The following is a 17,731-nucleotide window of genomic DNA, read 5'->3' on the forward strand; positions in this document are numbered from 1 at the left end:
TGGCCACCTCCTGACACGAGATGCCCTGAGATTCAGCAGGAGTATGCCGATCGACCTCGACGACAGGTTGCCATCCGCCTGTCGGATGACAGGTGCCAGCAGGTCGTTACCGAGTACTTGGCTGGTCTGACGACCTACGAGCTCGCCACCAAGTACAACTGCCACCGGGCTACCATCAGCGAGATCCTCAAGCGATCCGACGTCTCTCTTCGACGAAGCAGCCCAACCACTGATCAAGTCGATGAGATGGTGCAACTGTACACCAACGGGTTGTCACTAACAGCAGTCGGAGCACGCCTCGGCTTCAGTGCCAGAACCGTCATGACCTACCTACATGAACGTGGGGTACCGACACGTGATACCCATGGCCGGCCTCGTTGACCTACCTCCACACTCATCTCGTGTTGACAAGTTTTGGACCTACAATCCGTTGGAGGATCCGGTCATATCCCGGTCTCCGCCGTTCATCTCGGGAGCTCTCGGATTCCCTTGTGTTTATAGGGAAGCAGGCGGTTCGTTTGGTACGAGTGTAATCGGTTGGCAGTGGTATGTGATGGGTGATTTTCCGATGAGCCTGAGACAAAGATCAAGAGAAATCAGCCCATCGGCATAATCTTGTAGTCCTCTCTCCCTCAACCTCCCGTGCCACTGGCCCCTCCACATCCCTAACCCGGTGGCATGAAAGCGCGTAACGAATCCATAATCGCCAGCTACGAGGCAGGCATCTCAGTCCGCAGCGACTACCACGGTTCCTGTTATCCAACGCCTTTCGGCTGCAACTTCCAGCCCGAAGCACTGACCAGGTACGTGGCTTTCGTTAATTCATGGCTGACCGAGAGGCCATCCTTGACCTCTCTACCGATAGGACCACCCGAACCGTGGTTCACGCCTGCACACCCACACTCACAGTCCGTGACCGTATCGGGCCGAGCATTCCAGCACGGCTCGACGCAGGTCGTTGCCGTGTTTCCATACTGAATGACGAGCACCTGCTTAAATTCCTCGACGAGTGCATCAAGGACGTGCTGGGCGTGAAGTCTGGCGACTAGAAAACGCTTAGCTTGGCGGTTAAAGGTCGGGCGGGTGCGCGCGCCGCACACCTCCTTGAGCCAGTCGTAATTGGCTCCCGAAGATCCGCGCCATGGAAGATAGATCGATGCTCGTTCGCCGGGGCGGAGCGTCATGCTTGGCGTCGTCATGGCCCGGCCACCGGTGGGTCCGACTTACGGAGAATATTCTCGACCTCGTCTCGCACATCGGCCTCCAGATCCGAGATGGCAAGCAGCGCGTCGACCTCCACAGCGTTGAGCTCGTCATCGGCAGTGAAGGTGAGCAGCTCCGAGTGTTTATCAAATAGCTCGAGCGCGACGGCGCGAGAGAAACCGACTTCCTGGAGATTGATCACCTTAGGATTGGTCGAGCCGTACTCGACCAACTTCGCAATGTTAACCCCAGCCGCTTGCACGCCGAGAGCTTCGACGCTGAGATCGTGATAGTTCTCGAGGTAACTGATGATCTTGAAACGAAGGCCAGTTTCGAGGTCTTTCATCATGTTCTCGATGATGATGTTAATGTGCTTCGGATTTTTCGGGTTGAAGACCTCATCGATCGGGTGGGGCGATTTACTGAAGTCGCGGTAGGTGATAGTGCCGCGCTTCGCGTAGTACGCGATCGTATGTCGGATCACGAGGACGAGCGGATCTCCCTTGACCCAGTAAGACATGAGCGTTGCCCAATAGCGCAATCGGCCTGAGTAGCCTGGATCCTCCGATTGCACAAGTGGATCACGTCCTCCCGACTCCTCCTCCTTCCAGTTATAGGCATCACCGAGGCGCCTGAGGACGTTCTCGAAGAGTTCGTAGGTGAACTCTTCCGTATTGGCAGGAACCAATGCGCCCTCGACGCCGAGGGTCAGAAGATCCCAAACCCTGTTCTGGTACTTCGGAAGGATACTCGGCGATCGACGCAGAACGTCGACAGGGCCATGAAACTCTGAGGCTGACTTATCGAGGATCTTCGAACCATCAGGCACCTTTTCCATGAACAGCGTTCTGAGCGGCGTCTGCTGTTTCCCGAGTAGGTGGAGTAACAGGATCGATGAGTACTGCTCGGTGATGCGTCGTGCGTCGTTCGTCGTCTTACCGGCGAGCGGCTTACCCTGGAGCACCTTAGCTATATCGGTAAACGGCTTGGTCTGCCGTCCGGGGTTGACGAGGAAGCTCTCCGCAGCAATCGGTGTACCCCGCGGGATGAGTTTTCGGGTGCCAGTCTTCCAGGTATGGTGCTCGTGACGAACGCAGATTACGTTGCCTGAAAAGTCATAGGTGAGGCGGCCAGCTCGTCCGGCGAGGTTCTCAAAGTCGATCTTGCCGAACCTCGAGGACCCGTGGGTGTCATTGAGAACGAAGATGTTCTTCGCCGGGAGGTTGACCCCTTCGAGCAAGGTAGAGGTGCACGCAACGTACTGCAGCTTCGATTCAGGGGCGGAGAACAACGCTTCGACCTTCTCGCGAACCTCCTGTGGCATCTTTCCGTGGTGGAAGGCGACGCCGTGCCTGAGCGTCTTGACCAGGTAGTAATCCTTGTGGATATGTTCCTTGACGAACTTGATCAATTTGTCGAGCTTCTCATCATGCACCTCTGGCAGCGTGGCTGCAAGGTCTATCGCAAAGTCGGCAGACCGCGCCGAACTGTTGATGTAGACGATGGATTTGCGAGCGCCGCTGAGTGACCTGACCAGCTCGATTGCCGTCTGAGCTGTTGGCCTCGAATCAAGATCTTGCTGTTTCGCCTCAGACGCAGACAGGTAGTACTGCTTACGGTCGATGAGGTCTACAAAGTAGCGCTGTTGGGCGACTGTGCGCTCCTGAACGGACAGCGTGCCGTTGGTGGCTTTGCCGAAGAGTTCCAGGAAGAGCTCAGGGTTTTTGATGCTTGGGGAAGCAAAGATCAGTTTGGTGGCGAAGCGCCGGGTGACCTCGACGATCGCATGGTAATAGATCGACGACCGCGTATCCTTTTTTGAGATCACCTTCTGGGCTTCATCGATGATGAGGTAATCGATGTCGCGCTTCGGGCTAGCCAGGTACCGGAGCAGCCGCTCCGGCGTGAAGACGAAGACCGTCCGCGGATAGGTACGACGGAGGAACCGCGGGAGTGACGGGAAGGTGGCAACATTCACTTCAGGAACGTCCTGGAGGAGCGCCCGCAGATCCGCGGCGGTCTGCCCGATGAGCGCCTTGGTGGGTACGAGCACGACGACGCAATGTTGGTCGAGGTCTGAGCGCTGGACGATGTCGTAGATGGCGTCTTTGAGGATGAACGACTTACCGAGCGAGGTGGGTCCAGAGAAGCTGAAGTAATCCTCGCCGCGCATTCGCTTGGTGATCTGGTACTGCGTGTCGGTGAGCGTCTGCTTACCGTGTTTCGTTGCCTGCACGACTTCTTTGGCCGCGCGCAAAATGCCCCGTGATACCGGAAGCGAGTACTCCACATTTGAGTCGTTTATCAGGGTGCGTAACCCGGGGAAGTTACCGAGTTCGACCAGCACTGCAGATGCGACGGCTGCAACACGATTTGCGGAGCGTTCGGACAGCCCCACAACCTCCTGGTACTCACGGAGAAGGGCGATCAACATGTACGACGCCTCACGGTACTGTTCGCTCACCGCATGCGACATAACGTCGGCGTATCGAAGGAGTCGGTCAACCAGGTTGTTGTCGAGTTCGAAAGTCGATGCGCCCGTCAGGAAGGCACTGGCAACATGAGCCTCTAGGGCAGCGAAATCCTCTTTGTAGGAGGCTCGGGCCACGATCATTTCGCCAAGAACATCGGCAGCGATTCGCTCCGTCATTTCTTCGTTACCTCACGATTTCCGAGCTGAGCAGCAAGGTCAAACCGCACCTCCTCGATTCCGAGCCTATCATCTCCGGTGCCGCGCTTCGCGAACGGAATCGCATAGATGTGGAACGGATAACTGCCGAGACTTCGGTTCGAAATTTCAGCTCGAATCAAGTCGTGTTCGGTTTCGATAGCATCGGTTGCCCGTTTCTTAAGTTCGACCTCAATTTCGTCGAGTCCCATGTCCTCTGGTCTGAGATCGGAGACGTCGACCTCGTAGCCCACGAAGATCCCGAAAGCGTGGTGTGTCTTGATGCTCGAGCTGCCGTCGGAAGGAAGGATGATCGCCGATAGTGCTTCCAGCATCTCGGCGTCTAGCTGTTCCTTGAGAAGCTCTGAGTCTACGAGCCATGTGTCGAAGTCGAAGCCTTCCCGATGCACCTTACCAATCGACTCAAAGGCTGCCTTGATGCCACGTTTCGCGCTTGCTCCAACCGTTCCGGCGTCGCCGTACATCTTCGATTCACCAAAAATGAGCTGGAACGTGTTGTCGTCAACCCGAAGGAGATGAACGCCGTCAGACCCATGAACGTAGTGGTCGCTGCTTGTCTTGAGTTCCATCTTCGACAGCACCTTCGGCGCGCCTAGATGCCCTTCGAGTAAAGAATAGAGGATGATCTCACCACCTTCACCAGAAGTCTTCTCGGGCTTGCGGAACTGCGACTGAACCTTACTGGCGATCTCCATTACCAAGCTCGGATCGTCGATCATCTTCTGGTAATTGAGGCGTGACAGCACATATGCGGCACTGTTTCCCTTAAGTTCGCGGTAAAGCCCCGGCAAATCAAAGTTCCCGTTCTGCACACGAAGGATGTGCAGATGAAGGTTGGTCTTCGTCTGCAGAGCAGCGCTCGTCGGCTCGTAGAATAGCGCCATAAACTTGTCGCGGTTCCTGGCAAGCAGCGACAACGGGAGCATGGATTCTGGGGGTTTGGTCATCCTCGTTGCCCTCCACCTTCTGGCACACCTCTGGCAAACAGCTCCGCCTGCTCCATCATCAGCTCGATTACCCTGGTCCCGGCAGCTGCGCCGTGATCATTGCGTGCCACTACTCGCTACCTCCAATGAGCACGTCTCGTTCAAGCTCACCGTCGAAGGAAGCAGTCAGGACGAGGTCACGCAGCTGAACGATCCGTTCCGCCTGCCCACCTGTGGTCTCAGCCGACACCTCCGAAGTCATCGGGCGACCCCATAACGGCGTGCGTCTTGGCTACACGCGGTGGCGCTAGGGTTGTACGACCATCTGGGACTGCGCAATGTCATATTGTGGTTGTTCTCCTCCGCGCTGAGACGCGTTTTAATTGTGCCCGCGTTGCGTGTTCCACGCTATCGGCAGCCTTCGAGACTACTACGGCGCCACGCCGCTAGGCGCATCTGGCACTCTCACAAGTAGGCGTTGCCAAGCCCCAGGCGCTTGACACCTCAGTATTATAGAAGTATATACGATTCCTCCTTCATTCTTCTACCATAATCTTGAATTCTTCATTCATGCTCCGCACTCTCCTAAATTCATGTCTCTGCCGCTCATCAAATTGGCCGTGTAGGTGAACGGGTCTGGTTCTCCATACCGGCTCTGCGCGACGCGAACCAGCGACGTGCACACAGGTTGGGGGCGCTCATCGCAACCGATTTCGTTGACTGCGGTCAGTCGGGGCGAAGCAGTAACCGCCCGGAACTTCAGCGGATGCTCACATATTTAAGAGAGCACCAGATCGACTACGTCATCGTGCATAAGCTCGATCATCCCACCCGGTCTCGAGCCGATGACATCGGTATAACCCAGGCGATCCACGAGTCTGGCGTGCAGCTCGTCTCTAACATCGAGGGCATAGATACCTCAGCGAACGATGCCCTTCTCCACGGGTCACATAACCTCGCGCAAGAAGGCCTGAAAGGAATGCGGCAGAAGATGTTCCGGCACGGGCCCCGGGTTGTGCACCGATCGGCTGTTCCAACGTCCGACGCCAGACTAATGATGGGTCAGGAGTTCCGCACCGTCGTCCCTGACTCGACAGGGGCCCGCATGTCGCGTGGGCGTTCAAAACGTACGCGACGAGCAACTAAAGCGTCGTTCAGCTCGTGGCAGTGCTCGAGAGACAGGACTTACGGACTTGCCCACCCCGTCGCGACCATCTGCAGCCCTCTAGGGTCACGAGCCTTCACTGCATGCTGACCAATCCAGGCTACAAGGGCATCGTCACGATGAACTGTACACAGCACACCAGGTCACACGAACCAATCATTTCAGAAACAACCTAGGAGACAATGCAGCGACTCCTCAATGCCCATCACAATGGTGGACGAATTTGCATACACAGGCATCACCCCAAGATCGCGATCCATTCTATTGCTTCAACTGCCACCGGCGACTCTTTGGCCATAAGGATCGTCTGAAGAATGGGCGCATGCACTCTTAATTATAAATCTAAAAAGAGTAAGCGCGCAATTTTGGGCAGTTTTTAATTGGTATAAGCTCACCAAAAGTCTAACCATTTCAATAAGCGCGTTATTCTTACAGTTTAATTATATTAATTTGTAAACTCTACGTCGTGGAACTGGATGCACCGGAAGAATTCTTCCTGGTGCCCATCCACAGACTCTTGATGAATCGTATCGCTGCTAGGATCATAACACACCATGAAGCATAATTCACCAGATTCTCCCCAGGGATTACCGGCTTACCTTCACATTGCTCGCCGAGAGCCAAGGCCCAGGTTGGGTCAGAAATATTATCGTGCACCCGCTCATCATTAGTCGACATACTACATGCATCGATCGGAATTCGTGCTCGGTCGAAATCCTCCATAACAACTTGATCGAACAAAAATTCGGGCGTCAACCCCATGCGATAAACAAAGACTAACGAAGCCACGAAAAGAAGGGGGGTGAAAAAATGGCGATAAATCAGATTCGTTGATTCTTGGCCGAGCTTAGATATCACAAGGATTAATCCGAAGACATACCCTAGGATTGCCCCATACGCCGGTAGTTCAATGAGAATTCCAGGCACGAGTGGTCCTGATAAATCATTACTTGGTTGATCTAATACTGCGTCTGTCCCCGGAGATAAGGCAGCCGCAATAACTCCAGCGAGAGTTCCATACCCCACATATACCGCGAGCGACTTGAGAGCCACTGAAACCTCGATAGAAAAATGAACGACATCAATATATTTCAACACAAGCACGATCGCCACGACGCATAAGGATGTAATCGTCAGTATTGCGACCACAAACAGGGAATTATAACCCACTACAGCTTTTACAACCGCCCCCTGCGCGCCCGGTGTAGACCCTAAAGAAATTGCGAACCAGATCATTAAATAGATGCTTACAACTGCAACCAATATTACATACCCTGTTGCAAGGAACTTGAACGATAATAACCTATCTAGGGGGTTCAAAGGGAATCGCAATTCTTGCCATGATTTCGAATTTGGAGCGATAGTTCGAAATGCATTTTTGAACATCACCCCTAAGCGTCTTAAGAATAATTTCCTAAGCTCTCTCAGTAACCCTCTGGTCGTTCGCTGAGGCTTTTCTATATTATAAGCTTGCCTTCGCAAGAAATTTATAAGAAGCAATATTATTGTTAAAGTCATGGCAGCAAGGATAGCTATCGAATATGCACCCAAGGGGATTTTTGGAATGCCCAGACATACTATCGCGAATCCAAATAAGGATAAGGTTGCGGATCGAATGAGTCCCCGTGCAACACGCAAGGATCGTGGCTCACGACCTTGCGGGTCCTGCGGCGTTCGTATAACCGCTCTGATCGATATCCCCGCGCTCACAAACAGAGCAATAGCAATCACTACAAATAGAATCATAGAACCGAGTATGCCGGCAAGTTGCATTGGCGACGCTCCATTACGATCCCGCGGTGTCGCCCCCTGGTCAATGATCTCAGCGAGTACTCTCATGGAGAGTAAGCGATGCCGAACCATATTAGTCTACGTGAACCCCATCGAAGACATGCCGAAGCCTCTGACCGCCCAGCAGACCGAAGTCCTCCAATGGATCCAGGACGGATGCCTCAACGGGGTCTACGGCCCTGGCTACGCCCACCGCGCCGTCGCCCGCGGTCTGGCGGGCCGGGGGCTCGTCACCATCTCCGGCAGGGGCCCGACCTGGTCTGCCACCATCCGAGAGAAGGGCAGGGAACTCCTCGCCGCTCCCCCATCACAACCTGCAGTAGTCGAGAAGTCCGAGGCCGACGAGCTCTACGACCGGGTCATCGCGGCCGGCGGCCGCCTCGCCCTCGGCAAGGATGCCGATACCTTCGACGTCCGCCGCCTTGCGGAGCGACATCTGAAGTCGCCCCGTCGACCCCGCGGCAAGAAACTGACCGTGGACGGCGGCTACTACGACCCCACCGCGGTCATCGTCGAGGACTACTTCGACGAGCTGGTGGAAGCTCACCCTGTGCCGGTGCCCGAACGGGTGGGGAGGTACCACCCGTTGGTGAAGGAGTACAAGCAGAACCGAGACAACCAACGCGTCAGCCCGGAGCTCGTACAGCGAGCGACGCTGATCCTCCAAGCGTTGGTAGACGAAGCCGGCCGTCGCGGCATCAAGGTCACTCGACCCGCAACTGCCGCTCTCGCGGAGCACCGGGCCCAACACGAAGGGCGAGCCCCATACCTCGTCTTGGAGGTGGACGGCAACCAGTACACGGCCGGCATCCGTGAGGTCCTAGGACCTAATGCTGACCGGCAGGACTACAGCAACCAGTCGTCTCGGGATCCCGCCTAGATTCGTAGTCGGGCTTGGAAGTTCATCCCCACTGGCAAGCTCGAGCTCATCGTCGATGGCCGCTTGACGAAGATGAATGGGGATCATTACCGCGAGGGGAAGCGACAACGGCTGGAGGAGAAGCTCCCGGAGGTCTTCCGGACGCTGGAGATCTACCGACTCGGGTTGGAGGCTGCGGCGCGGAAGAAGGCGTTCGAGAAGGCCGAGTATGAGCGGTTGCGTGCGGAGGCCATCGAGGAGGCGACGCATCGCCATGAGTTGGAGCAGCGGTGGCAGCACTTCACGGAAGCCTCCGCGAAATCTCGCGAGTTCGAGGAGCACCGCGGATTCATCGCGAAAGCTATGGAGACCTTGGAGTCCTACGAGGGCGAGGACAAGGAGGAGATTCTCGAGTACCTGGACTGGGCCAAGTGCAATATCGAACGGCTCGACCCGGCGGCGAACCCGAAGCTGCTTCTGCCGAAGGCCAAAGAGCCGACTGCCGCTGATCTGGAGCAGTACCTTCCAGCCCGGGACCAGCGCTCCCGAGGCTGGTACTGATCACCGGTCCAGACGGCGAGTTGTGGGAAGGGAAAATCGCGCAAGGCCAGGGTAGGGAGGGCAGGCCTAGTGTGCTAAAGGCTTAGAGGTTTACTATCAGAGCGCTTCACGCGAACTCGCGAATACAAGGCTCCCAGGGAAACTAGACTAAGGGTGAAGGCGATAGCTATCCCGCCAAGCCACCAATGAAGTGTGTGAAACTCGCGGCACCCCGATCCCCACTGGGGTCTTGGAAGTGGTCGGCAATCGACTCCGTTTGCCCAGTCAGCCCATATCAGGATGGCAGCGATGTAAAATACTGCAGTCAGCGCGCCAAGAATGGTGAATCCAGGCCAGAAGAGCCACCTGCGGAACACACGAGTTTGTGTCGACAAAGTCCACCTAGAAATTGCATGTAATACGTGAGTTTCTAACAACACTAAAGGTTCATGGTCAGCTAATTCCGAGCGTCATAAAGCCCCATCCAGCGAATAGAAATAATGCCCACATCAAAAGTATTACGCATGATAATATCATCCCGGTAATCGACATTCCTAAACCATTGGGCATAGACTCCTTTCGGAGGGCAATGATACCAATTACTGCGCCGCCCGCGGCAAGGATAAACCCTACCGGGTTCATCAACACGTTCCATCCGAAAATTATATTAGTCAATCCGACGAAAAACGAAATCACCGACATAGGGTGTATCCGTTGTATTTTCTGATTCAGCTTACCCGGCCTCTCTCTAGATGAATGAAATGCCCAACAAGGGTCTGGGGATTAAGCCTCGTCCCTCAATGAATATATTCGGACTGGACCGCTATCACACCTGCGGGGAGCTGTGGCCCTGTTGAAGTCGACTGAAGCCGACAGCTTCCCGCAGGCTGAAGAGTCGAGTAGGTCAGCCCTGCTGGGCGGCGTAATACGCAGCCCGGATATCCTCATGGATACGACCACGGTCAGACACCCCGTAGCCGTTCTCCTTGGCCCACTGACGGATCAGCGGGGTATCCGGGTTCTTGCTGCTCGACGAAGCGCTCTTGGGGGCTCGTTGGTTCTTGTTCGGTGTTACCTTGCGTGCTGATGCCTTGAAGGGGGCTACGGCCTCCCGCAGCTTTTCGGCGTTCTCCGCCGACAGATCGATCTCGAATTGGCCCCCATCAAGCGAGAAGCGCACCGTTTCGTTCGCCTCTCCCCCATCGAGATCATCCGTCAGAATGATGTTAACCTTCTGCGCCATGAATACTCCTTGTTCAGCCTCTTCGAGAATGGACGGAAATCTATATTGCTCGAAAGCCTATCATAACCTCACATACATCATTTCCCAGGCGATGGGGTGGAGCTACGAGGGACCATCGCTACTTACCCAATTTAGGCCAATACGGCTAATACTGCATCGACAGACTCACTCAAACACGCCCTAGACCATCCATGGGAAGTGACGAATAGCAAGATGCAGAACGTTCACCCCTATTCGGGAACGACTCACCTAGAGGGGAAGGCTAGCTCATACAGCCGATAATTGGTCGGATCTGGAGTGATTTCTCATAAGTTCGAGCGCCGTCGCTGCCACCGTTCGACCCCGGCTACTCGAAGAGACGAGCACGTGGATCGAACGCACAGGAACCGGGTCAGTGATCGGGAGTATCACCACTGCCTCCGGAAGATCATGGGTCGCCAGGCGGGGAAGAACCGAGATCCCCAACCCCTTAGCCACTAACCCCAGCGCGCTGCCGTAATCAGGAGCCTGCAGGCGGAAACTCGGCTGAAACCCCAACGCCGCACAGGCATCCAACACAATCTGCCGGCAAGTCCCCCCGGGCACGTCGTTGTCGATCCAGTCCTCACTCGCCAGAGCCGACAAGGACACCTCGACCCGCTCCCCCAGCGGATGGTCTGCGGGAACGGCCACCACGAACGGATCATCCGCCAGCAGATGCTTCTCATAACCGCTCGGGGCCGCTGCCTCAGGAGGCAGTACCAGCAGCTGAAGATCCGGACGCGGCCTACGCGCCGGCTCGAATGAATCCGCCACAAAGAGCTCGATCCGGATCTCCGGATGCCGAGCGGAAAGTCCTGAGAGGATCTCCGGAATCCAGGTGGTGCCAAGCGAGGGGAAGTAGCCGATGCTCAGCGTGGAGGCCTGGCCGGCCCGCATCGTACGGAGGAACTCCTCCAATCCGTTGATCTCCGTCAAGACGCCGTCGATCCGCCGAGCCAAGGCGATGCCCTCGGGCGTGGGCTCTATGCCTCGACCCACCTTGGTCAGCAGGGGAACCCGCGCCTCCCGCTGTAATTGAGTGATCTGCTGACTCACCGCCGAAGGCGAGTACCCGAGGGCCTGGGCAGCAGCCCGAACGGAACCGGTGGCCACCACAGATCGCCAGGCGCGAAGCTGTTGGATCTCCATGGAACCATCCTAACTATCGTTTACGATCCTTGAACAGTTAGCCTAAAGTGTTTGCTTGTGCGGACAATTATTCGTAGCGAGGATCGAGATATGACCTCCTACAGACTCATTCCCGCCACTCTCCGTTCTTCCCGCGGCTCGATGCGCGTTTTCCTCGCGGCTCTGACCACGGTGGTGCTGTGGGCGTCATCGTTCGTGGTGATCCGCAGCACCGGAGAACACTACGACCCCGGATCCCTGGCGTTACTCAGAATGCTCGTCGGCAGCGCCGGCTTGGGGCTGATCGCCCTGACCCTCGGCGCCCGGTGGCCACGAGGACGCGACCTGCCGCTCATCATCGGCTGGGGCCTGGGGTGGTTCACGCTGTACAACCTCGTCCTGAACCAAGCGGAGACCGTGCTCGACGCCGGTACGGCCTCGATGCTGGTCAACCTCGCCCCGCTCATCGCCCTGCTCTTCGGCGGCCTCTTCCTGCGAGAGGGGTTCCCCCGCCCGCTGCTCGTCGGCGCTCCGCTGTCCTTCCTCGGCGTGGTGCTGATCGGCACCAGTTCCTGGACGAGCGACGTCGCCCTCAGCGGCGTGTTCCTCGCGGTGCTGGCGGCGTTCCTCTACGGCGGATCGACCGTGCTGCAGAAGCGACTGCTGCGTGATACGAACGCGACGACCCTGACGCTGATCGGCGCCATAGCCGGGGCCGCTGGCCTGCTCCCCTGGTCCGGGGAGCTGGTCCAGGACGTGGCCCACGCGCCGGCTTCAGCGACACTGGGCGTCGTCTACCTGGGATTGTTCCCCACAGCGCTGGCCTTCAGCACATGGGGCTATGTCCTCTCGCGCACCACGGCCGGTAGGACCGCGGCGACCACCTACGCGGTCCCGGTGTTCGTGCTCCTGATGTCCGCGCTGTTCCTGGGCGAGTTCCCGACGCCGGTCATGCTGACAGGCGGCGCGCTCTGTTTGATGGGCGTCTTCATCACCCGTCTGCCATCCAGATGGCTCCGCCCGAGGCGGCATCCCAAACACAAGAAACCGCCCACACGAGAGGCCCCGTCAAGCTCCCCGGTATGGATGAGTCTCCGCTAAATGTAGCTGATCATTTCGTAGCCCCGTTCGAGCAGGGTGTCAGATGGTAACGACTAGAGGGGTTATCAGTAACGGGAGTGGGGCGTCCATGCCTCTGATGCCTAGCTGCTCACCCGAGTCAGCTAGCAGAACGATTGGATACTGCTCGATCCGCTCAGCCAACCGCTCTACGGAAACCTGCCCAACGAAGTCTTCAATGGCATGAACGAGAAAGTTCGCAACGGCGGCAGTGTCAGCCGCGCCCCGATCGGGTACCTCAACACCCGCACGATCAACAACGGATGAGAGAACCGAACCGTGACCGTCGACGAGCTCCGCGCGCCACTGGTCACCTGGGCCTTCAAAGCCTGCGCCACCGACAAGTGGACCACCCGCACCCTCACCGCGGAACTCGTCCGCTGCGGTCTGACCGCCGTTCCCACCGCGCTTGGCGGAGAAACAGATCGAGGTCCGTCATCTCCATTTTCGCAGCGAACAGAAGCGTCTCGATAGTGAACTCATCGGAACCACCCGGCGCCTGGAACTGCTCACCGCAGACATCGCCGAATCCGAAGAGCTGATCAGCGTGGCACTGAATATCGCTCAGATAGCAGGTAACGCCTATCGGCAAGCCCGACCACATCCGCCGCATGTTCGATCTTCGAGAAGCTCCACGTCGTGGTGGATGAAGACGGGAACCACCTACAGGCCGAACCGGCACCACCGTTCGACCTGATTTTCAACGCCCGTACCCGTGCCCTGCTAGCGCGTGCACGCGGTGACGATCCTCAACAGTCTAGGGATACGAAAAAGCCCGCCGATGCCGGCGGGCTTTCCCTGGACGGAACGTCCGATGATGTTTTTGCTCTTGTCGATAGTTCGAATAATAATACTCTGGTGGAGCTGAGGGGACTCGAACCCCTGACCCTCTGCATGCCATGCAGATGCGCTACCAGCTGCGCCACAGCCCCAAATTCACCACCGTTTCCGATGATCCGAAGGCATTTCTTCTTCGCCCCTCCGTGGCAACTCCTCTACTCTAATGGCTTCCCGCGCCGCGTGCAAATCGAGCCGCGGGCCATGCCGGGAGCCGGTCCCACGGCGTCGTCATCCGCCTGATCCGGGGGATGACGACGCCGGGTGAGAGGCCGTTACGGTCAGGAGGCGGGCTCCTGGGCCAGCTCCGTGGCCTCCGGGATCTCGGTGACGGCCCCGAGCTCGTTCTCCACGCCCAGCTCGATGCGCGGCGCCTCGCCCCACAGGCGGTCCAGGGCGTAGAAGGCGCGCTCCTCCTCGTGCTGGACGTGCACCACGATGTCGCCGAAGTCCAGCAGGACCCAGCGGCCCTCGGACTTGCCCTCGCGGCGCAGGGGCTTGATGCCCAGCTGCTCGCGGAGCTGGTCCTCGACCTCGTCCACGACGGCGTCGACGACCCGCTCGTTCGCCGCCGAGGCGATCAGGAAGCCGTCGATCAGCCCCATGATCTCCGAGACGTCGAAGGCGTTCAGCTGGGTGGCGTGCTTGGACTCGGCCGCTCGGGCCGCGAGCTTGAGGGCTTCGATGGATGCTGATGCTGCAGTCATGTGGTCCTTTCGAGGACGAAGGTGTGAAAAGTCGGTGCCGGCCGGGCTGGCCGGAAGCGGTATGGGGGCGGAGGCTAGGGCATGAAGAACACGATGCCGAGCACGACGGCCGCGATGATCACGAGCAGGACGACGGTCCACAGCGCGATCTTCCCGCCGTTGCCGGGTGCCTTCCGGTCCAGGCCGTCCAGGTCCAGGCCATGGGCGTCCATGGCGCTGACCGGCTGCGCCGAGACCGTCTCCGGAGCGATGCTGCCCTGGGCGGCCGGTTCCTCGGGGGATCCGGCGGCCTCTGGAGCCTCGGCCGTCGCCGCCTCTGCGCTCCGATCACGGGAGGAGTCCCTCGAGTCGTCCGCGGGTGCCTCCGGGCTCGCTTCCGCGGCCCGGCCACCGGACGGCTCCGGCACCGGAGCGGGCTCTCCGCCCTCCCCCGTCTCCGGGACGCTCGATGCCTCGTCGGCGGAAGCCTCCCCGGCATCGTCCTTCCGGCCCCCGAAGACGATGGGGACGCTCATGGTCATGGGACCCAGGAGGTTCTCGTCGTACGTGGTGGTCTGGATGTCCGCGCTGGAGAACCCGGAGAGGTGGGCGGGGTTGATGGTGCTGACCGGCTGGGCGGCGGTGATGCCGCCGTCGCCGAGGATCTGGCGGCGGACGTCGTCGAGGATCTGGCGGCGGACGTCGTCGAGCCGGCCCTCCTCGCGGAACGGCAGCGCGGAGCCGTCGGCGGCCAGGAACCGCTCGAACTCCTCCTCCGCCGGCAGGGTCTCGATGCGCCCCTTCTCGGCGAGGGCCGCGAAGCGCTGCTGCAGGCGCAGGGCACCCGCCTCGGGCGCGATCACCGGCACGACGGGCACGCCCTGGGTCTCCGGGGCCGGCGCGTCGCCGCGCAGGCGCGCGAGGTAGGCGCGGCGGTACCGCATGAGCCGGCGGGGCCCGTAGCCTTCCGGCGCCGGGGGGACCTCCAGGCCGTCCTCGGCGACGTACACCTTGTCCGGCTCCGCGGAGATCTCGGTGGTGGTGGGGCGATCGGTGCTCAGCTGACAACTCCTTGACGTGCCGATCGGCGGCGGACGCCGCCTCATTGGGTCCGATTCTACCGCTACCGGTCAGGCACCCGTCCACAGGGGAAGCTGGGCCGGGCTCGCGTGGCCGGGCTCGGCGCTGGAATCCTCGGGCCCGGCGTAGATCCGGTACTTGTTGATGTACTGCACGACGCCGTCCGGCACCAGGTACCACACGGGCTTGCCGGCGGCGGAGCGGCGCCGCACGTCGGTCGAGGAGATCGCCATGGCGGGGACCTCCAGGAGCCCGACGCCGCGTGTCCGCCCGGGCGAGGCGAGCTCGTGGCCGGGCCGGGTGACGCCCACGAAGTACGCGAGGTCCCACATCTTCCCGGCGTCCTTCCAGGAGAGGATCTGCGCCATGGCGTCGGCGCCGGTGATGAAGAAGAGGTCGGCGTCGGGCCGCTGGGCGCTCAGGTCCCGCAGCGTGTCCACCGTGTAGGTGGGGCCCGGGCGGTCGATGTCCACCCGCGAGACCGTGAACCGGGGGTTGGAGGCGGTGGCGACCACCGTCATCAGGTAGCGGTGCTCCGCGGTGGAGACCTGCTTGTCCTGCTTCTGCCACGGCTGGCCGGTGGGGACGAAGACGACCTCGTCCAGGTCGAAGACGGAGGCCACCTCGCTGGCGGCCACGAGGTGCCCGTGATGGATCGGGTCGAACGTCCCTCCCATCACGCCCAGGCGGGTGCGGCCGGGGACGCGGGGAGGGACGTTCAGCCCGTCGGCGGGCGAATGCACGAGATGCGGATTCATCCGGTGGAGCCGGTGCGCGGAGGGAAGTTCGCGTCGCGGGGACGCGGACTAGCCCTGGCGGGTCTTCGCGTACTCGGCCAGGGCCTCCTGCTCGTTCTCGGAGAGCTCCGAGGGCGAGGCCTCGGAGCGGGTGACCCCGCGTCCGCTGAACGAGGCCACGACGAAGGACAGGATGATGAACACCACCATGAACACGATGGCGAACCAGATCGGCTGGACCGGCAGCTCGTTGACCACGTGGTGGCCTTCCTCGGCGAGCACGGTGGCGGCGGAGAGGACGGAGTTCGTCATGGCGTCGTTTCTTCCCTTCGAGCAGGCGCCGGGCGGCCCTGCCTCACGATCTGCGGATGCGATGGTCTCTTCGGACCATTCTAGCCCCTGATCTGGCCCTCGCCGCGGACGACCCACTGGGTCGAGGTCAGCTGCGCCATGCCCATCGGCCCGCGGGCGTGGAGCTTCTGCGTCGAGATGCCGACCTCGGCGCCGAGGCCGAGCTCGCCGCCGTCGGTGAACCGGGTCGAGGCGTTGACCATCACGGCCGCGGAGTCCACCCGGGCGACGAACTCGTCGGCCACGCGCAGGTCGTTGGTGATCACGGCCTCGGTGTGCCCGGTCGAGTACCGCTGGATGTGCTCCAGCGCCTCCTCGTGCGAGTCCACGACCCGCACGGACATCTCCAGGGCCAGCGATTCGGCCTCCCAGTCCCCCGGCTCGGCGGCGACGACCCGGTCCGAGTACCCGCCCGCCAGCTCGGCGGCGCGCTCGTCCACGTGCAGCCGCACGTTCTCCTTCAGCAGCCCCGCGAGCACCTCGCGGGCGGCCGGCGCGCCCTCGCGGATCAGCAGCGTCTCCGCCGAGTTGCAGGCGGAGGGCCGGTGGATCTTGGAGTTCACGACCAGCGGGGTCGCGCGCTTCGCCTCGGCGGTCTCGTCCAGGTAGATGTGGACGTTGCCCTCGCCCGTCTCGATGACCGGCACGCTCGCGTTGCGGACCACCGACTGGATGAGGTTGTGGCCGCCGCGCGGGATGAGCACGTCCACCCGCCCGCGGGCCTGCATGAGCGCGTTGGCGCCCTCGCGCCCGAACTCGTCCACGGACTGCACCGAGTCCACGGGGAAGCCGGCGCCGTACATGGCGTCGCGGATGATGCCCACCAGCGTGGTGTTGGTCCGGGCCGCCGCGGATCCGCCGCGCAGCATGGCGGCGTTGCCGGACTTGATCGCCAGCCCCGCGATGTCCACGGTCACGTTGGGCCGCGCCTCGTAGATCGCGCCGACGACGCCGAGCGGCACCCGGATCTGCTGCACCCGGAGGCCGTTGGGCAGGGTCTGGCCGTCGATGACCTGGCCGATGGGGTCGGTCTGCGAGGCTAGGTTGTGCAGGGCGGAGATCAGGCCGTCGATCCGTGCGTCGTCCAGGCTGAGCCGGTCGATGAGGTTCTCCGCCAGGCCCTTCTCCCGGCCGTTCTCCACGTCCTGCGCGTTGGAGCGCAGGATCGTCTGGCGCTGGGCGTCGATGGCCTCCGCGATGCGCTGCAGGGCGCGGTCCTTGCGGGCCCGGTGGGCCGTGGCCAGGACACGGGAGGCGCCGCGGGCGTCGTCGGCCATGGCCTCGACGGCGCTGCGTACCTCCTCCGGGACGGTGAACGCGGTCTCGGTCTCGTGTGTCGTGTTGGTCATGCCCCGA

14 protein-coding genes, 1 tRNA gene and 1 pseudogene are annotated in these 17,731 nt (G+C 60.2%); 5 read left to right on the forward strand and 11 right to left on the reverse strand.

Going from position 1 to position 17,731, the window contains the following annotated elements:
- Positions 1-1,195 precede the first annotated feature (1,195 nt).
- Positions 1,196-3,853: a DEAD/DEAH box helicase gene (locus EWV39_RS08020; RefSeq protein ID WP_129658447.1), complete on the reverse strand. Its 2,658-nt coding sequence runs from the start codon at positions 3,851-3,853 to the stop codon at positions 1,196-1,198.
- Positions 3,850-4,839, reverse strand: a complete 990-nt coding sequence (locus EWV39_RS08025) for a HamA C-terminal domain-containing protein (RefSeq protein ID WP_129658449.1) — start codon at positions 4,837-4,839, stop codon at positions 3,850-3,852. The genes EWV39_RS08020 and EWV39_RS08025 overlap by 4 nt, the downstream gene beginning before the upstream one ends.
- 634 nt (positions 4,840-5,473) lie before the next feature.
- Between EWV39_RS08025 and EWV39_RS14400 the strand changes: the two are divergent.
- Positions 5,474-5,734, forward strand: a pseudogene (locus tag EWV39_RS14400) (recombinase family protein); the annotation flags it as partial.
- Positions 5,735-5,985: 251 nt separating this feature from the next.
- The gene (locus tag EWV39_RS14350) at positions 5,986-6,159 is read left to right on the forward strand and encodes a recombinase family protein (RefSeq protein WP_475197636.1); all 174 of its coding nucleotides are present in this window, start codon (positions 5,986-5,988) and stop codon (positions 6,157-6,159) included.
- A 283-nt stretch (positions 6,160-6,442) separates the two neighbouring features.
- On the opposite strand, the gene EWV39_RS08035 is transcribed toward EWV39_RS14350, so the two are convergent.
- Entirely contained in the window at positions 6,443-7,756 is a 1,314-nt protein-coding gene (locus EWV39_RS08035) for a hypothetical protein (protein WP_129658451.1), read from the reverse strand.
- Positions 7,757-7,856: 100 nt separating this feature from the next.
- Here EWV39_RS08035 and EWV39_RS08040 point away from each other — a divergent pair, with 100 nt between their 5' ends.
- Both EWV39_RS08040 and EWV39_RS08045 read left to right on the forward strand, forming a co-directional pair.
- Positions 7,857-8,654, forward strand: a complete 798-nt coding sequence (locus EWV39_RS08040; protein WP_129658453.1) for a hypothetical protein — start codon at positions 7,857-7,859, stop codon at positions 8,652-8,654.
- A 63-nt stretch (positions 8,655-8,717) separates the two neighbouring features.
- Positions 8,718-9,194, forward strand: a complete 477-nt coding sequence (locus tag EWV39_RS08045; protein WP_129658455.1) for a hypothetical protein — start codon at positions 8,718-8,720, stop codon at positions 9,192-9,194.
- An 883-nt stretch (positions 9,195-10,077) separates the two neighbouring features.
- Here the strand turns inward: EWV39_RS08045 and EWV39_RS08050 are convergent.
- Together EWV39_RS08050 and EWV39_RS08055 are read right to left on the reverse strand one after the other, a co-directional pair.
- Entirely contained in the window at positions 10,078-10,416 is a 339-nt protein-coding gene (locus EWV39_RS08050; protein ID WP_129658457.1) for a histone-like nucleoid-structuring protein Lsr2, read from the reverse strand.
- 267 nt (positions 10,417-10,683) lie between these two features.
- Entirely contained in the window at positions 10,684-11,586 is a 903-nt protein-coding gene (locus tag EWV39_RS08055) for a LysR family transcriptional regulator (RefSeq protein WP_129658459.1), read from the reverse strand.
- A gap of 90 nt (positions 11,587-11,676) precedes the next feature.
- Between EWV39_RS08055 and EWV39_RS08060 the strand changes: the two genes are divergently transcribed.
- The gene (locus EWV39_RS08060) at positions 11,677-12,666 is read left to right on the forward strand and encodes a DMT family transporter (protein ID WP_129658461.1); all 990 of its coding nucleotides are present in this window, start codon (positions 11,677-11,679) and stop codon (positions 12,664-12,666) included.
- Between the two features lie 874 nt (positions 12,667-13,540).
- On the opposite strand, the gene EWV39_RS08065 is transcribed toward EWV39_RS08060, so the two are convergent.
- From EWV39_RS08065 to EWV39_RS08090, 6 genes are all read right to left on the reverse strand, one after another.
- Positions 13,541-13,616, reverse strand: a tRNA-Ala gene (locus tag EWV39_RS08065).
- Between the two features lie 186 nt (positions 13,617-13,802).
- Positions 13,803-14,228, reverse strand: a complete 426-nt coding sequence (rsfS, locus tag EWV39_RS08070) for a ribosome silencing factor (RefSeq protein WP_129658463.1) — start codon at positions 14,226-14,228, stop codon at positions 13,803-13,805.
- A 74-nt stretch (positions 14,229-14,302) separates the two neighbouring features.
- Complete coding sequence (locus EWV39_RS08075; protein ID WP_129658465.1) at positions 14,303-15,313, reverse strand: hypothetical protein; 1,011 nt, start codon at positions 15,311-15,313, stop codon at positions 14,303-14,305.
- A gap of 24 nt (positions 15,314-15,337) precedes the next feature.
- Positions 15,338-16,045, reverse strand: a complete 708-nt coding sequence (gene nadD, locus EWV39_RS08080; RefSeq protein WP_129658467.1) for a nicotinate-nucleotide adenylyltransferase — start codon at positions 16,043-16,045, stop codon at positions 15,338-15,340.
- Positions 16,046-16,093: 48 nt separating this feature from the next.
- Positions 16,094-16,336: a hypothetical protein gene (locus EWV39_RS08085; RefSeq protein ID WP_129658469.1), complete on the reverse strand. Its 243-nt coding sequence runs from the start codon at positions 16,334-16,336 to the stop codon at positions 16,094-16,096.
- A gap of 80 nt (positions 16,337-16,416) precedes the next feature.
- On the reverse strand, positions 16,417-17,724 hold the full coding sequence (locus tag EWV39_RS08090; protein WP_129658471.1) for a glutamate-5-semialdehyde dehydrogenase: 1,308 nt from the start codon (positions 17,722-17,724) through the stop codon (positions 16,417-16,419).
- Positions 17,725-17,731: the final 7 nt, after the last annotated feature.

The sequence above is a fragment of the Rothia halotolerans genome (assembly GCF_004136635.1).
GTDB lineage: Bacteria > Actinomycetota > Actinomycetes > Actinomycetales > Micrococcaceae > Rothia > Rothia halotolerans.